The sequence below is a fragment of the Ancylobacter sp. IITR112 genome (assembly GCF_041415945.1).
GTDB lineage: Bacteria > Pseudomonadota > Alphaproteobacteria > Rhizobiales > Xanthobacteraceae > Ancylobacter.
Genome location: NZ_JBGCUS010000001.1, coordinates 2,167,340 through 2,183,604 on the forward strand (window position 1 = coordinate 2,167,340; position 16,265 = coordinate 2,183,604).

The window sequence follows — 16,265 nt, forward strand, 5'->3', positions numbered from 1 at the left end:
GTTCACATGACCGAAACATTCGAGCCGCTCGATTCCGGCACCGTCCCACGCTTCGCCGGGCTTCCCACCTTCATGCGGCTGCCGGTGGCGACGCCGGCCGAGGTCGACATCGCCATCATCGGCGTGCCCTTCGATCTCGGCACCACCAACCGCGCCGGCACCCGCCATGGCCCGCGCGAATTGCGCAACCAGTCGAGCCTGATGCGCCGCGTGCATCATGTCACCGGCCTTTCGCCCTATGACCGCGCCCGGGTGGCCGATTGCGGCGATGTCATCATCGACCCGTTCGACCTGATGCGCTCGCTCGATATCATCGCCGCGCATTATGAAGGCGTGCGCGCGGCTGGCGCCCTGCCGCTCACCGCCGGGGGCGATCATCTCATCAGCCTGCCGATCCTGCGCGGGCTGGCGAAAGACGGGCCCGTGGGCCTCATCCAGTTCGACGCCCATTCCGACACCTATGACAGCTTCTTCAATGGCAGCCGCTACACCCACGGCACGCCGTTCCGCCGTGCCATCGAGGAAGGGCTGGTCGATCCCAAGCGCTTCGTGCAGATCGGCCTGCGCGGGGCCATCTCCGACGCTGGCAATTATGACTACGCGCGCGAGATGGGCGTGCGCATCATCTTCATCGAGGAGTTCATGGAGCGTGGCGTTGCCGATGTGATGGCGGAAGCGCGCGCCATTATCGGCGAAGCGCCGACCTATGTGACCTTCGACATTGACGGCATCGACCCCTCGCAGGCGCCGGGCACCGGCACGCCGGAGATCGGCGGCTTCTCCACTCGCGAAGCGCAGCAGATGGTGCGCCTGCTGGACGGGCTGGACATCATCGGCGCCGATCTCGTGGAGGTCGCCCCACCCTTCGATCCCTCCGGTCTCACCGCTCTCACCGGCGCCACCATCCTGTTCGAACTGCTCTGCGTCCTCGCCGGCGCGGTCGAAAAGAAGGGTGCGCGCTGATGGCTCACGGTTATGAGGGCGGCCGGCTCGATCTTCCCTTCGTCGGCATCTGCACCTTCGGCAAATATCCGCTGCAACTCGACTGGGACAAGATCGACGCCGATGTCGCCATCGTCGGCGCGCCGTTCGACCTCGGCACGCAATGGCGCTCCGGCGCTCGCTCGGGGCCACGCGCCATCCGCGAAGCTTCGACGCTGTTCTCCTTCGGCCACGCCGGCGCGTACGATCACGAGGACGACGTCACCTACCTCGCGGCGGAAACCACCCGCATCGTCGATATTGGCGATGCGGACATGATCCACACCGACACCGAGGGTAGCCACGCCAATATCGAGTTGGCCGTCCGCAAGATCCTCACCGCCGGCGCGCTGCCCGTGGTGCTCGGCGGCGACCATTCGATCAACATTCCCTGCATTGAGGCCTTCTCGGAGCAGGAGCCGATCCACATCGTCCAGTTCGACGCCCATCTCGACTTCGTCGACGAACGCCATGGCGTTCGTCGCGGCCATGGCAACCCGCTGCGCCGCGCGGCGGAAAAGCCCTATGTCACCGGGCTGACCCAGCTCGGCATCCGCAACGTATCGTCCACCGCGCGCGAGGGCTATGAGGCCGCCCGCGCCATGGGCTCCGACATCCTGTCCGTACGCCAGATTCGCAAGCTCGGCACGGAAGCGGTGCTGGCGCGCATTCCCGCCGGCAAGCGCTATTACGTCACCATCGACATTGACGGCTTCGATCCCTCCATCGCTCCCGGCACCGGCACGCCGAGCCATGGCGGCTTCACCTATTACGAAGTGCTGGAACTGCTGGACGGTCTGACCAAACGGGGCACCGTCGTCGGCGTCGACCTTGTGGAGGTGGCGCGCGAATACGACCCTGCAGGCGTCACCGCCATCCTCGCGGCCCAGTTGCTGCTCAACTTCATTGGCCGCATTCTCCACAATCGGGGCTCTTGAATACCGTTCGATCCGGCCAATTTTCTCCCCGTCGGTGCAAATCTGTAAACGCACGGCCGACGGCGAGGCCTAATGCCGGGCCGTCCCGAGAAAAGGAACCCATCATGACCGCCCATAAGACCGCCAATGACGTTCCCTCCAATGCCAAGAAGGTCGCCATCGACCTGCTGAATGCCAACCTCGCCGCCGGCATCGACCTCGCTCTGGCAATCAAGCAGGCGCACTGGAATCTGAAGGGTCCGCAATTCATCGCGGTGCATGAGATGCTCGACGGCTTCCGCACCGATCTCGACGGCCATAACGACACCATGGCCGAACGTGTGGTGCAACTGGGCGGCACCGCGCTCGGCACGACGCAGACGGTCGCCGAGGGCACGCCGCTGAAGGCGTATCCGACCGATATCTACGCGATCCCCGATCACCTCGCGGCGCTGGCCGAGCGTTTCGGTTCTGTGGCGAACAATGTGCGCAAGGCGATTACCGAATCCGATGACGCCGGCGATCCCACCACGGCGGACATCTTCACTGCCGCCTCGCGTTCTCTCGATAAGGCGCTCTGGTTTCTCGAATCCCACCTCGAGGCACCGCGCTGAAGTCACCCCTTGCCGTCTGAGTCGGAGCTTCCGCTACGGGAGCACCGGCACAGAGCCTTGCTGCACTAGCGGATTTTCGTGGACCGCGACAACTCTCTCATAAATGCGTTGGCCCGCGCCCCATTTTCTCAATAATCTCCTGCCCATCATGAGTTACGTCCTGGAGGTGACGGCACCCGTCACGGCACGGGCGGGACGAGGGGTGGGCAGGTGATCGACACGGGGACGGGGACGGCACTATGAGATCAACTGCACAGAAAGCTGCTCCGGCGGTCGAAACGGCCGACGAAATCGAGGCACCGGAAATGACCTCGGCCTCGTCGGCCCCGCTCGATCCGCCGGTGAGTGTCGGGCCCATCACCCCGCTGGAGATCGGCCGGGTGATCGAGCGCGCTCATCGCCGCTTCCTCGACGTCCTGCGCTCCGAATTGACCCGCCTCGGGGTGGACGACATCAGCCCGTCGCAGGTCATGCTGCTGTTCAATATCGGCAATGACGAGCTTTCCGTGCGCGATCTGCTCGATCGCGGTCACTATCTCGGCTCGAACGCCTCCTACAATCTGAAGCAGCTCGTCGAAGCGGATTACGTCCACCGCGCGGCCTCGCAGCGTGACCGTCGGTCGGCTCGCCTGCGGCTGACCACAAAAGCGCAGATGCTGTGCGACGCCATCCGGGCAACGCATGACACCCGCCCTCTGGGCCCGGACGAGGAGGACGCAGAACTGAACATCACCTATGGCGTGCTGCGCCGCCTCGAACTTCTGTGGAGCGGCGCCTTCCGATAGGCACCCCGCTTGCCGGACGGGCGACGGTCCGGCAAGCGGCCGGCCTGTTCAGGTGATGACGGTGGGCGTGCTGCGTCCGGTGCGCCCTTCGATCTCGGCCAAATCGCGCGCGATCTGTACCAGAGCGGCGAGTGCGTCCTGAGTATCGAGGTCGTGGCGCGCCGCATCGGGTTCGAAGCGCTCAAGATAGATGCGCAGCGTCGCGCCTGCCGTGCCGGTGCCCGACAGCCGATAGACGATGCGTGAGCCATCGTCGAAGAAGACCCGGATGCCCTGCTTGGTCGTCACCGATCCATCGACGGGGTCTTGATAGGCAAAATCATCCGCGCGCTCCACCGTCCGCCCATTGATGACGGTGCCCGCCAGCGTATCGAGCCGAGCCCGCAATTGCGCCATCAGGGCATCAGCCGCAGCGCTGTCCACTTCCTCGTAATCGTGACGGGTGTAGTAGTTCCGGCCATAGGTCCGCCAGTGCTCGGCGACGATTTCGGCGACGCTCTGCCGGCGCACGGCGAGGATGTTGAGCCACATCAGCACGGCCCACAGGCCGTCTTTCTCGCGAACATGGTTCGAGCCGGTGCCGAAGCTCTCCTCCCCGCACACAGTGGCAAGTCCGGCATCAAGCAGATTGCCGAAGAACTTCCAGCCCGTCGGAGTCTCATAGCAGGTCACGCCCAGCGCCTCGGCCACACGGTCGGCGGCGCCGCTGGTCGGCATGGAGCGGGCAATGCCGGTGATGCCTGCCTTGTAACCGGGCGCGAGATGCGCGTTGGCGGCGATGATGGCGAGCGAGTCCGACGGCGTGACGAAGCGCCCCCGCCCGATGATCATGTTGCGATCGCCATCGCCGTCGGAAGCGGCGCCGAATTCCGGGCCGTCCTCCGCCATGACGAGGTCGCACAGTTCCTTGGCATGCACCAGGTTCGGATCCGGGTGATGCCCGCCGAAATCCGGCAGCGGCACGCCATGCATCACCGTCCCTGGCCGCGCACCCAGCGTTTCCTCGAGGATCGCCGTCGCATAGGGACCCGTGACCGCGCTCATGGCGTCAAAACGCATGGTGAAGCCGGAAGCGAATAGGTCGCGGATGGCGTCGAAGTCGAACAGATCACCCATCAGTTCGGCATAGTCTTCGACCGGGTCGATGACATCGACCACCATATCGCCAAGGCGGGTGATGCCGAGCGTGTCGAGGTCGACATCGTCGGTGTCGAGGATGCGATATTCGCGGATCACCTTCGAGCGTTCGAAGATGGCATCGGTGACGTGTTCCGGTGCCGGGCCACCATTGCCGATATTGTATTTGATGCCGAAATCGCCATGCTCACCACCGGGATTGTGGCTGGCGGACAAAATGATACCGCCGAACGCCTCGTGCTTGCGAATCACGCACGAAGCCGCCGGCGTCGACAGGATGCCGCCCTTGCCCACCAGCACCCGCCCGAAGCCGGCGGCGGCGGCCATCTTGAGCACGATCTGGATCGCTTCCCGATTATAGAAGCGCCCATCCCCGCCGATCACCAGCGTCTCGCCTTCGAAGGCGTCGAGGCTGTCGAACAAGGCCTGAACGAAGTTCTCGATGTAATGCGGCTGCTGAAATACCGGAACCTTCTTGCGCAGGCCCGACGTGCCCGGCTTCTGGCCCTCGAACGGCGTGGTGGCGACAACGCGGATCATGCTCGCTCCCGGACTTTACGCGACCCATCCCGGAGGGCCGCAGCCGCGCCGGGATTGTTAGACGTTTGGCGAGGGGCCCGGTTCCCGCGACAGGGAGCCGGGCCGAGAGGATTGTCACTTGCCGACGAGATGGCGCAGCAGACCCGCTGCCGAGGTCGAGACGCTGTCGGGCGCCACGCCGCTTTCCACCGCCGGCAGCAGCGTGCTCGCCAGTTCCTTGCCGAGTTCGACACCCCACTGGTCGAAGCTGTTGATGTTCCACACAGCTCCCTCCACGAACACCCGGTGCTCATAGAGGGCGATGATGCGCCCGAGCGTGTAGGGGTCCAGCGTCTCGTAAGCGATGGTGACGGAGGGCCGGCTGCCGGTGAACACGCGGTGCGGCGCGATCTTGTCGGCGGTGGCCTCGTCGCGGCCGGCGGCGAGAAGCTGCGCCTTCGCCTCTTCCAGCGTGCGGCCGCGCATCAGCGCCTCGGACTGGGCGAGGCAATTGGCGATCAGCATGGCATGCTGACGCTTGAGGCCCGGCTCGGTCTCTTCGGCATGGCCCTTTGCGGCGATGAGGAACTCGACCGGGATCGGGCTGGTGCCCTGATGGATGAGCTGGAAGAAGGCATGCTGGCCATTGGTCCCCGGCTCGCCCCACACGACAGGGCCGGTATCATGCGCCACCGTTTTGCCGTCGAGGGTCACATGCTTGCCGTTGCTCTCCATGTCGAGCTGCTGGAGATAGGCAGGCAGCCGCGCCAGATGCTGGTCATAAGGAATGACCGCGCGGGTGGCATAGCCGCACACGTCGCGGTGCCACAGACCAACGAGCGCGAGCAGGACGGGGAGGTTCTTTTCCAGCGGCGTGGTGCGGAAATGCGTGTCCATCGCATGACCACCGGCGAGGAAGCGGCGGAAATTCGCCTCGCCCACCGCGATCATGACCGGCAGGCCGATGGCCGACCACACGGAATAGCGCCCGCCGACCCAGTCCCAGAAGCCGAACACCCGGTCCGGGGCGATGCCGAAAGCGGCGACCTTGTCGAGGGCGGTGGAGACGGCGGCGAAATGGTTGGCCACCGCCGCCTCGCCCAGCGCCTCGACGATCCAGTGCCGGGCGCTGGCGGCGTTCGCCATCGTCTCCTGGGTGGTGAAGGTCTTGGAGGCGACGATGAACAGGGTGGACGCCGGATCGAGGCCCTTCACCGTGTCATAGAGATGCGCGCCGTCGACATTGGAGACGTAATGGGCACGCGGGCCGTCGTGATAGGGCGTCAGCGCGATCGTCGCCATCACCGGGCCGAGATCGGACCCGCCAATGCCGATATTCACGACATCGGTGATGGGCTTGCCCGTCCAGCCTTTCAGCGCGCCGGAGCGGATGCCCTCGGCGAAGGCGGCCATGGCGGCGAGAACCGACGCCACATCGGCGCGCACATCCTGCCCGTCGACGACCAGCGGTGTCTCTCCGGGATCGCGCAGCGCCGTGTGCAGCACCGCGCGGTCTTCGGTCAGGTTGATGTGCACGCCGGAGAACATCGCCTCGCGCTTGGCCTCCACACCGGCCGCGCGGACGAGATCGAGCAGCAGGCCGAAGGTGTGCGCGGTGAGCGAGCACTTGGAGAAATCGAGCAGCATGTCCTCGAAAGAAGCGGAAAAGCGGTCGAACCGCTCGGGATCAGCGGCGAACAGGCTCGCCACTTTCTCGTCGGCGCGGGAAGCATGGTCGGCGGCCAGAGCCTTGAAAACGTTCTCGGTCGCTGCGCTCATCTCATCCTCCAGACAGTCCCGTCGCGGGACATTACTCGCTACGGCCAGGCTCGCTCCGGCCCATATGCGTCTTCACCGCCTCGATTAGCTGCTTGAGGGTGAACGGCTTCGGCAGGAAGCCGAAATCCGCACCCTCCGGCAGGTTCTTGGCGAAGGCTTCTTCCGCATAACCCGACATAAATATCACCTTGATGTCGGGATGGCTGGGACGCAACTCCTTCAGCAGCGTCGGGCCGTCCATTTCCGGCATCACCACGTCGGAAAGGACCAGTTCCACCTCACCGGGATGCTGCGCCATCACTTCCAGTGCTTCGACGCCGGAACCCGCCTCCAGCACATGATAGCCCCGCGAGGCCAACGCCCGGGCGGCGAAGGCGCGCACAGCCTCCTCATCCTCCACAAGCAGCAGCGTACCCCGCCCGGTGAGATCGGCAGCCTTGGCGGGGACGTCGGGCTCCGCCGCACGCGGCGCCAGTTCGGCTGCCTCGGGAATATGGCGAGGCAGGAAGACGCGGAACACCGAGCCGCGCCCCACCTCGCTCTCCACCTGCAGCGTGCCCCCCGTCTGCTTGACGATGCCGTAGACGGTCGACAGCCCGAGCCCCGTGCCCTTGCCGACTTCCTTGGTGGAAAAGAAGGGCTCGAAGATCTTGTCCAGGATAGCGGGCGGAATCCCGCTGCCGGTGTCCGCCACCTCTACGAGCACATGGTCTGCCGCCGGCAGCCCCGCCTCGGCATAAGAGGCGGCCTGCCCGGCGCTCACATTGGCGGTGCGGATGGCGAGCGTGCCACCATTGGGCATGGCGTCGCGCGCATTGACCGCGAGGTTGACGATGACCTGCTCGAACTGGTTGAGGTCGGCCTTGACCGGCCAGAGGTCGCGCTCTTCCTTGACTTCCAGCTTGATGGTCTCGCCCAGCAGGCGACGCAGCAGCATGGTGAGATCGCTCATCACGTCGCCGAGGCGCAGCACCTGCGGACGCAGTGTCTGCCGGCGCGAGAAGGCGAGGAGCTGGCGCACCAGCCCCGCAGCACGATTGGCGTTCTGCTTGATCTGCATCACGTCCTGGAAGGACGGGTCGGTCGGCCGCGCATTGGCCAGCAGCAGATCCGAATAGCCGATGATGGCGGTCAGCACATTGTTGAAATCATGCGCGACGCCGCCGGCAAGCTGGCCGACCGCCTGCATCTTCTGCGACTGGGCGAACTGAGCTTCCAGCGCCCGCTGCTCGGTGGTCTCGATGACATAGACGATCGCCGCCTCGCGCGCGGCGCCGCCATCCTCGACGGAGGCGAAGTAGAACCGCGCGGAACGCCCGCCCTCGCGCTCCAGCACGATATCGAGCGGAGCCGGTGGCGCCTGCCCCAGCACCGCCGCCGTCAGCGCCCCCTGCAGTGGCGCGCGCGCCGGTTCAGGCACGACATCGACGATATGCCTCCGCTCATCCTCGCGCCCGCCGAACAGCCGGGCGAACATGGCATTGGCGCGCAGCACCCGCCCTTCGGCATCGACTTCGGCAATGGCAATCGGCGAATTGTGGAAAAAGCGCGCAAAGCGCACTTCGGCCGCGCGTGCGGGGTCAGCGGCATTGTCCTCGCGCGAGCGGTTGACCACGAGTGTGCGCGAAGCGCCCGGCGTGCCGTCGGAGGCATAGGCGACACGGTGCCAGAGCCGGACCGGCAGCGGCTGCCCGTTCTTGCGCCGCAGGTCGAGATCGAGCACCTCGGTGCGCACCCCACCAGGCAGCGGCGCCATGCCTGTGAGCAGCGCCGCCGCCGGTCCCGGCACGATATCGCCCACGGTCAGCCCGCCGGGCCCGAACTCGGCCAGGTCGTAGCCGAGCCAATCGACCAGCGTGGCGTTGATGTAGTGAATGGCGCCGCCCGCCGCCGAGAAGAAACCGGCCGGGGCGTGGTCGAGATAATCAATGGCGTGCTGCAGCTCGAGAAAGGCGCTCTCCTGGCGCTCGCGCTCGCGGGTGAGGTCGCTCACCGTCCATACCGCCGAGCGAACGCCCTTGCCCGACACCGCCGGCCGGGCGCCGAGGCGCAGCCAGCGCACCGGCTGGCCGGGCACCGCGTGGCGCACCTCCTCAGCCGAGGCACGCCCCTCGCGAACCCCTTGGGCGAGGCGATAGACCGCCTCCGATACATCGGGATCGCTGGTGAACAGCCGCTCGACCGGCCGCGCCTCCGCCATCGAGGTTGCGCCGGTGATCTCGCAATAGCGCGGATTGGCGTAGAGAACGCGGCCAAGCGCGTCGACAATGCTCACCCCTTCGGGCGCACTGTCGGCGATCCGCCGCGCCAGCTCATCCCGCAGGTCCGGCGCGCCGAAGCGCAACAGGCCGGCAGCATAGGCGAACAGGGCAAAGACGCCGACAACGGCAAGAACGGTGAGCAGGCCGATGATCCACGGATCGGCCCGGTCACGCCCCAGCAACAGCAGCGACACCACCGCCCCGACAAGCGCAAGGGCGACGAGCAGCACCAGCCGGATGCTCCCGCCGATCTCGGCCCGGTCGAGGGTGGGGTCGTCGCGTCCGCTGTCCGCCATGTTCAAGCCAGAAGCCTTCCGCCGCCGCCGCCGATGCCGCGCAGCGCGGCGATTCAACCTGTCCTTCTTGGTGCCCGACCCGCTCCCGCGGGGCAAGGCCCGATTGGCTTTATCCGCCGCGCGCAGCGGCGCAGGGCGTTCCAGCCACGGCAGAAATACGGCCAGGGCTTGCCCGGCGCGGCCTTAAGCGACACAAAGGGCGGATGTGATCGGCCTGCGCAGCTTTCCCGCAGGCCCCGGCCTGCAGGAGATGTGGCGCATGATGGATGTACTGGCCGATCTCGGACCCTACACCATACCGATCCTCGCCCTTGTCGGACTGATCGTTCTGGCGGGGCTGGTGGTGTGGTTCGGGCGCCTCGCGCGGCGCAACCGGAGCCAAGGCATGGTCGCCGGCCACCGGCTGGCCGTCATCGACCACATCCAGATCGACGAGAACCGCCGCCTCGTGCTCATCCAGCGCGACGATATTCAGCACCTCGTCGTCCTCGGCGGCGGCAGCGACTTCCTGGTGGAGAGCGGCATACCCGCCATTCATGCCCGGGCGCCGCAGCATCCGCCGATGACGGCGCGTGGCGCCGATCACGCGCGCACAGCCGAGCCGCCGCGCGCTTCCGCCCCGTTGCTGCACGAGGCCCCCCGGTCTTCCGAGGTCGCGCGGAGCGGTGAGCCCGTGCGCAGCGTAGAGCCGGTACGGACCGCGGAGACCTTGCCGGTCGATACTACCCCTCGCTTTGATCCCGCGCGGCCTGGAGAGGGCTATCGCGCCACACCACCGCGTGGCGAGCCGCTGCGCGAGCCGCGTCCGTCCCGAGACCTGCCGCCGCTTCCCCCGGCTGCGCCGCGCGCCCCGCGTCCCGCGCCTTCGTCGGCAGAGGCACGCATGCCGCTGGAGCCTCGCCCACCCATGATCTCGCGCGGTCCGGCGCGAGACATCGGCACGGATGCCGCTCCGCAGCCTTACACCCCGGCTGCGCCCGCAGGACCCGTTTCTGGCCCGCCCTTCGCCCGCCGTCCGCTGGAACCGCGCGTACCGGAGCTGGCCGAGGGGACACGCACGCCCTCGCCGCCCGGCGCTTCGCCCCACGCGCCCGCCGCCGCGCCGGCGGTTCATCGCGCCGAACCCGCCAGTGCCGCCCCCTCCGACCAGGATACGGGCGCCCGGGTTGCGGTGAAGGTCGATCCACTCTTCGCAGGCATGGCGGAGCATCTGGAAGAGGCGCTGCGCCGACCGGCCGTTCCGGAGGTTGAACCGGTCCGCCCAATGGGGCCGACCTCGGCCATCGGCTCGCCGGCCTTCGAGCGCGCGCTTGAGAAGGCCATTGATCGACCGGCCCGGCCGGCTGCGCCCAATCCGGCTGCTCCTCACCCGACGACGGCGGCGGCGCATGTGGCCATGCCTGCGCAGGCGAGCGTGCCGGCGCAGATCGTCCCCCCCACTCCTGCGGTTTCGTCCGTGGCGGCCACGGCGCCCTTGGTCGAGGCGGCCCCTGCCGTGAAGCCGCCCCTGGCCCCATCCCGTGCGCCCGCCTCCGGACCACAGCCTGAGGCAGGCGGGGAGGAGACCTCTTCCGCCGCCCCCACGCCGCCACTGCGGGCGATCGACATGTTCGCCCCGGAGATTCGCCTTGACGAGGCCGACACAGCGCGCCCGGGCGCGGAAGCCGATTTGTTCGAAGAAGAGATGGCGAGCCTTCTGGGCCGCAACCGGCGGCCCTGAGCGGCGGCCTTTCGTCTCCGCCTCGCAAGCCGAAAGCGAAAAGGGCGACCCGTCATCCGGGCCGCCCTTTTTCATGTTCCCTTGCGCGCCTGTCTCAAACGGGCCCGTGAACGGTCGCGACCGTTTTAGTCGTCGCGATACACGCGCTCGCGGCGCTCATGGCGCTCCTGCGCCTCGATCGACAGCGTCGCAATCGGCCGGGCTTCGAGCCGCTTGAGCGAAATCGGCTCGCCGGTCTCCTCGCAATAGCCATAGGAGCCGTCGTCGATCCGCTCCAACGCCGATTCGATCTTGGCGATCAGCTTGCGCTGGCGGTCGCGGGCCCGGAGTTCGATCGCGCGGTCCGTCTCGGAGGAGGCACGGTCGGCGATGTCCGGGTGGTTCTGATTCTCGTCCTGAAGGTGCTGAAGCGTCTCTTTCGCCTCGCGCAGGATATCTTCCTTCCACTGCAGCAGCTTATGGCGGAAATACTCCCGCTGCCGCTCATTCATGAAAGGCTCGTCCTCGCGGGGGCGATACTCTTGGTCGATCTCAACCGACATCGGCCTTCGTCCTCGTTTTGCGGGGGCACCCCTATCGGGGGCAGCTTATATCGCCACGCTCCGCCCCGCACAACACCTCACAGCGTCATGCGCTCGACACAAAATGCCGGATTTTTCAGCAGCTTGAGCGCCCAAACGAGGCAGTGGGCCCGACGGGACCACAGGCGCGGGAAACCCCGCGCCACAGCGGCGTTAGACGCCGGTACCCGGAGCCGCGCGACTACTCGAAACCGAGGAAGAAGGTGTAGGCGAGCGACACGCCGGCCTGGAACTGGTTGCGGTCGCCATTCTGCACAACGAGCGGGCTGTCGGCCGCGTCGTCCATCAGATATTTATACTCGGCGAAGATCGAGCCGGTGATGTTCTCGGTGAAGCGCTTCACCACCTGTCCGCCGAAACCCACGGAGTAGATCCCGCCGCCGGCCTGGTAGGGCGTCAGCGGATTGCCCAGCGCCTGGGCGAAGGCGGCTTCCGCCGGGGTGATGCCGTAATAGGTGTCGACATAGCCCGAGCTCGCCAGCGTCATGCGCGGGCCGGCGGAGAGGGTCACGCCCCAGAGCTCGGGACTGAAATGGATGGCATCGACGGCGAAATCGGCGACGACGCCCTCAAAGCCTCCAAAGCCGTAGCGCACGTCACCGCGCAGGCGCAGCCAGTCGACGGGGAACCACTGCGCATAGCCACCGATCTGGTAGGCATAGTCGATATCGGCCATGCCGCGCAGGGCAAAGGAACTGGACGAATCACGCTTCCAAGTCATCGTGCCGGTGATACCGGCCTCGAACACCCCGGTGTCGAACAGCGCAATGCTGGGATTATCGTTGAAGCTCTTGAACTCGCTGAGACGGTCGGCGCGGTTGATGCTGATGATCGGCTTGAAACCGAACTCATACTCATCCGACCCCATCCAGGTCGGAACCCCCATCACATAGCCGCCAAGGGTCACGGTCCACTGGCGGTCGCGGGATTCGGTCGGGGCATAGGCCGGGTCGCCCTTATAGGCCATGTCAGCCGCCCCAGCGAACGAGGCCGTCAGGCTCAGCGTCCCCGCTACAATCACCATTCCGGCGAAGCCGACTGACCGCATTGCAACCATCCTATGAAACCAACAGCCTATTCCTTACAGGAGGCTAGCACGGAAGTGGTTGCCGAAAAGTCACTTAACGCCCGTCAATGATTTGGGCGGTATTGGCGGCGGGGGTGCTCGCACCGCGCGTCGTCGTACCTATATGTCCGCCAAGGTCTTTCGCCCTGCCGTCACTCTCACCCTGGAACGCCATGCTGCGCCTCATCCTGCTGCGTCACGCCAAATCCGCCTGGCCGGACGGCGTTGCCGACATCGACCGCCCGCTTGCCCCGCGCGGCATCCGGGCTGCAACGACCATCGGCGCCTATATGGCGCAGGAAGGCCTCATCCCTGCCCGCAGCTTCGTCTCGCCCGCGCGCCGGACGCTGGAGACCTGGGAGATCGCCACGCGCGATTGGCCGGCGCATCCACTGCCGGCCTATGAGCGCAGCATCTATGAGGCGCCCGCCGCCAATCTTCTGCGCCTCGTCCGCGCGCAGGACGAGGCCTCTCCGCTGATGCTGGTCGGACATAATCCGGGCATGGAGGATTTCACCACTCAATTGCTGCGCCGCGAGCAGCGCGCGAAAGTGCTGCCGAAATTTCCCACCGGCGCCTTCGCCGTCATCGACGTGCCGGTCGCCAACTGGGCCGAGGTGGAACCCGGCATCGGCACGCTGGAGCGGTTTGTCACCCCGCGCGCGCTCGGGATCACGAAGGAGAAGGAGTAGCCGTGGCGTCGCGCTTGGAATGGCTGCTGGACGAGGCTCGCCTGACCGCTCAGACTCTCCTCGACCGCGCCGAGGACCTCAGCAGCCCGACGCTGCGGCTCGGGATCACCGGCCTGTCCCGCGCAGGTAAGACCGTTTTCACCACCGCCCTGATCCATGCACTCATGCGCGGCGGCCGTCTGCCGGTCTTCCGCGCCATGCATGAGGGGCGCATCGCGATCGCCAGGTTGGAACCTCAGCCGGACGACGGCGTGCCCCGCTTCGCCTATGAGGCCCATCTGACCACCCTGGTGGACGACCGGCGCTGGCCCGAATCGACCCGCCGCATCAGCGAGCTGCGGCTTGCCGTCGACTATGCCCCGGCGCGGGGCGGCAGGCGGACGCTCACGCTGGACATCGTCGATTATCCCGGCGAGTGGCTGCTCGACCTGCCCCTGCTGGACCAGTCCTTTGCGGATTTCTGCCGGCAGAGCCTGGCGCTCGCCCGCGCCCCCGCCCGCCATCCGTTGGCCGGGCCGTTCCTTTCCGCTCTCGCGGCATGCGCCCCCGACGGGGCCGCCGACGAGGCCGAAGCGCGCCGGCTGGCGGCACTGTTCACCGACTATCTCGCCGCCTGCCGCGCCGAGACCGTCTCCATGAGCCTTCTGCCGCCCGGGCGCTTCCTGATGCCGGGGGATCTCGAAGGCTCGCCCGCCCTCACCTTCGCCCCGCTCGATATTGCGGAGGGCGCGGCGGCGCCGTCGGGCTCGCTCCACGCCATGATGGAGCGGCGGTTCGATGCCTATAAGGAGCGCATTGTCCGGCCCTTCTTCCACGACCATTTCGCCCGCCTCGACCGGCAGATCGTGCTGATCGACGTGCTGTCGGCGCTGAATGCCGGGCCGGCAGCGCTGGCGGACCTCGAATCCGCGCTGGACGGAATCCTTGCGGCCTTCCGCATCGGTCGGAATTCATGGCTAACGGCGCTTTTCCGCCACCGGATCGGCAAGGTTCTGTTCGCCGCCACCAAGGCCGACCACCTCCACCACACCAGCCACGACCCGCTGGAGGCGATCCTGCGGCGTCTGGTGGAGCGCGCACTTGACCGCGCGCAAGGGGCCGGCGCCGAGATCGACGTGGTCGCGCTCGCCGCGGTGCGGGCCACGCGCGAAGCCATGGTAAAGCGCGGACGCGCCCATCTGCCCGCGATTGTCGGCGTGCCCGAAGCCGGACAGCATGGGGCAGAGGCGTTTGACGGGTTGGCCGAAGCCGCGGTTTTCCCCGGCGACCTGCCGGAGAATCCCGCCGCGCTGTTCGATCCCGCCCACGGCTTCAACGGCCTGTCGGACGCTGCCGGAGGCGATTTCCGCTTCCTACGCTTCCGCCCCCCGCAGGTGGAACGCAACGCGGAGGGTCTGGCGCTGCCGCTTCCCCATATTCGTCTCGACCGGGCGCTGGAATTCCTCCTCGGCGATCGGCTGAGCTAGATCCCGGCTGGAACGGACCCTCATGAGCGACCGCACCCCTCGCCGCCCCCAGGCCTTCCGGCTCGACGATCCCGGCGTCGTGCTGGCGGAAGACGGCCGCCCCGCTCCGCGCGGTGCGGTCATCGTCACCCCCATGCCGGCCGAGCCCGCCGACGACATCGTCCCGCTGCCCCCGTCTCCGCCGAAGACCTCGCGCTGGGGCCAGCTATTCTGGACCGGCCTCGGCGGGCTGGTCAGTCTCGGCATCGGGCTGGCGGTGACGAAACTGGTGGAGGATCTGTTCGCCCGTTCCGACTGGCTTGGCTATGCCGGCCTTGCCTTCGCGCTGGCGCTGGCGCTTGGCGCGCTCGCTCTGCTGACGCGGGAGGTGTTCGGGCTGATCAGGTTGCGCACCCTCAATCATCTGCGCGAGCAGGCCGCCGAAGCGCTGGCGAAGGACGACCGCAGGCTGGCCGAAACGGTCACGAAGGAGCTTCTGGCGCTTGCCGCAGCCTCGCCGCGCCTGTTCCGTGCCCGCACCGAACTCACCGGCCATCTCGACGCGATCATCGACGGCGCCGACCTGGTGCGGCTGACGGAGCGCCAGTTGATGGCGCCGCTCGATGCAGAGGCGACGCAACTGGTGTCAAACGCCGCCAAAAGGGTTTCGGTGGTCACGGCCGTGTCGCCGCGCGCGGCGGTCGACCTGATCTTCGTCATGATCACCGCTATTGGGCTTATCCGCCGGCTGGCGCTGCTCTACGGCGGTCGACCTGGCGCGCTCGGCATGGTGCGGCTGTTCCGGCAGGTGGTCGCCCACCTCGCGGTTACCGGCGGTATGGCGGCGGGCGATTCGCTCATCCAGCAGGTGGTCGGCCACGGTCTCGCCGCCAAACTGTCGGCACGCCTCGGCGAAGGCGTGGTCAATGGCCTGCTGACCGCCCGCCTCGGCCTCGCCGCCATCGACGTGACGCGCCCCCTGCCCTTCGCCGCGCTGCCGGCGCCAGCGCTGAGCGATGTCGCGTCCGGCTTCGTCAGCAGGGGCCAACCGAAGCAGGAGAGCGCGAAGCCACCTGCCGACGCGATTCAGCCCTGATGTTCAGGCGTGCGCACGATAAGGCCGTCCAGCGCATCGGCGATCTTGATCTGGCAGGACAGCCGCGAGGTGGGGCGGACATCGGAGGCGAAATCCAGCATGTCCTCTTCCATCGGCCCGGGCTCGCCGGTGGCGGCCTGCCATGCTTCGTCCACATAGACGTGACATGTGGCGCAGGCGCAGGCGCCGCCGCATTCGGCGTCGATTCCCGGAACGCCGTTGCGGATCGCCGCTTCCATTACGGTGGCGCCAACGGCGGCCTCGACGGTGCGCTCGGTGCCGGTGGCGTCGATGAAGGTGATCTTGGGCATGGGGTGAGGCTTCAGCGGTTTGGAATGACTTCAGGAAGGTGCGCCCTAGATAGCGGCCAGACGCG

At 67.1% G+C, this 16,265-nt stretch carries 14 protein-coding genes; 8 read left to right on the forward strand and 6 right to left on the reverse strand.

The genetic code is table 11. The features are described from left to right. The first annotated feature begins 6 nt into the window (after window positions 1-6). The 4 genes from speB (AAC979_RS10385) (at window position 7) to AAC979_RS10400 (ending at window position 3,297) form a co-directional block, all read left to right on the forward strand. Window positions 7-963, forward strand: coding sequence for an agmatinase (gene speB / locus AAC979_RS10385; RefSeq protein WP_371346748.1), 957 nt, complete (start codon window positions 7-9; stop codon window positions 961-963). Beyond that, complete coding sequence (gene speB / locus AAC979_RS10390; RefSeq protein WP_371346749.1) at window positions 963-1,919, forward strand: agmatinase; 957 nt, start codon at window positions 963-965, stop codon at window positions 1,917-1,919. Before speB (AAC979_RS10385) ends, speB (AAC979_RS10390) begins: the two co-directional genes overlap by 1 nt. Before the next feature lie 104 nt (window positions 1,920-2,023). Next, a complete protein-coding gene (dps, locus tag AAC979_RS10395) occupies window positions 2,024-2,512 on the forward strand; it encodes a DNA starvation/stationary phase protection protein Dps (protein ID WP_371346750.1) in 489 nt (162 codons plus the stop codon). A gap of 239 nt (window positions 2,513-2,751) precedes the next feature. Further along, on the forward strand, window positions 2,752-3,297 hold the full coding sequence (locus AAC979_RS10400) for a MarR family winged helix-turn-helix transcriptional regulator (protein ID WP_371346751.1): 546 nt from the start codon (window positions 2,752-2,754) through the stop codon (window positions 3,295-3,297). 48 nt (window positions 3,298-3,345) lie between these two features. On the opposite strand, the gene AAC979_RS10405 is transcribed toward AAC979_RS10400, so the two are convergent. The 3 genes from AAC979_RS10405 to cckA form a co-directional block, all read right to left on the reverse strand. Next, entirely contained in the window at window positions 3,346-4,974 is a 1,629-nt protein-coding gene (locus AAC979_RS10405) for an alpha-D-glucose phosphate-specific phosphoglucomutase (protein WP_371346752.1), read from the reverse strand. Window positions 4,975-5,088: 114 nt separating this feature from the next. Then, entirely contained in the window at window positions 5,089-6,732 is a 1,644-nt protein-coding gene (gene pgi / locus AAC979_RS10410) for a glucose-6-phosphate isomerase (protein ID WP_371346753.1), read from the reverse strand. Window positions 6,733-6,763: 31 nt separating this feature from the next. Then, the gene (gene cckA, locus AAC979_RS10415; protein WP_371346754.1) at window positions 6,764-9,289 is read right to left on the reverse strand and encodes a cell cycle histidine kinase CckA; all 2,526 of its coding nucleotides are present in this window, start codon (window positions 9,287-9,289) and stop codon (window positions 6,764-6,766) included. Between the two features lie 259 nt (window positions 9,290-9,548). On the opposite strand from cckA, the gene AAC979_RS10420 reads away from it, so the two are divergent. Next, window positions 9,549-11,009, forward strand: a complete 1,461-nt coding sequence (locus tag AAC979_RS10420; RefSeq protein WP_371346755.1) for a hypothetical protein — start codon at window positions 9,549-9,551, stop codon at window positions 11,007-11,009. Between the two features lie 125 nt (window positions 11,010-11,134). On the opposite strand, the gene dksA is transcribed toward AAC979_RS10420, so the two are convergent. Further along, a complete protein-coding gene (gene dksA, locus AAC979_RS10425) occupies window positions 11,135-11,551 on the reverse strand; it encodes an RNA polymerase-binding protein DksA (protein ID WP_126280180.1) in 417 nt (138 codons plus the stop codon). A gap of 220 nt (window positions 11,552-11,771) precedes the next feature. After that, the gene (locus AAC979_RS10430) at window positions 11,772-12,638 is read right to left on the reverse strand and encodes a MipA/OmpV family protein (RefSeq protein WP_371346756.1); all 867 of its coding nucleotides are present in this window, start codon (window positions 12,636-12,638) and stop codon (window positions 11,772-11,774) included. A gap of 191 nt (window positions 12,639-12,829) precedes the next feature. On the opposite strand from AAC979_RS10430, the gene AAC979_RS10435 reads away from it, so the two are divergent. The 3 genes from AAC979_RS10435 to AAC979_RS10445 are packed head-to-tail and all read left to right on the forward strand — an operon-like array spanning window position 12,830 to window position 15,889. Then, window positions 12,830-13,348, forward strand: coding sequence for a histidine phosphatase family protein (locus tag AAC979_RS10435; RefSeq protein WP_371346757.1), 519 nt, complete (start codon window positions 12,830-12,832; stop codon window positions 13,346-13,348). A 2-nt stretch (window positions 13,349-13,350) separates the two neighbouring features. Further along, a complete protein-coding gene (locus AAC979_RS10440) occupies window positions 13,351-14,814 on the forward strand; it encodes a YcjX family protein (protein ID WP_371346758.1) in 1,464 nt (487 codons plus the stop codon). Between the two features lie 22 nt (window positions 14,815-14,836). Then, window positions 14,837-15,889, forward strand: coding sequence for a YcjF family protein (locus AAC979_RS10445; protein WP_371346759.1), 1,053 nt, complete (start codon window positions 14,837-14,839; stop codon window positions 15,887-15,889). Here the strand turns inward: AAC979_RS10445 and AAC979_RS10450 are convergent. Beyond that, window positions 15,880-16,200 carry a 2Fe-2S iron-sulfur cluster-binding protein gene (locus AAC979_RS10450; protein ID WP_371346760.1) on the reverse strand — a complete coding sequence of 107 codons (321 nt, stop codon included), beginning with the start codon at window positions 16,198-16,200 and terminating at the stop codon, window positions 15,880-15,882. The two genes, AAC979_RS10445 and AAC979_RS10450, sit on opposite strands and share 10 nt — an antisense overlap. Between the last annotated feature and the right edge of the window lie 65 nt (window positions 16,201-16,265).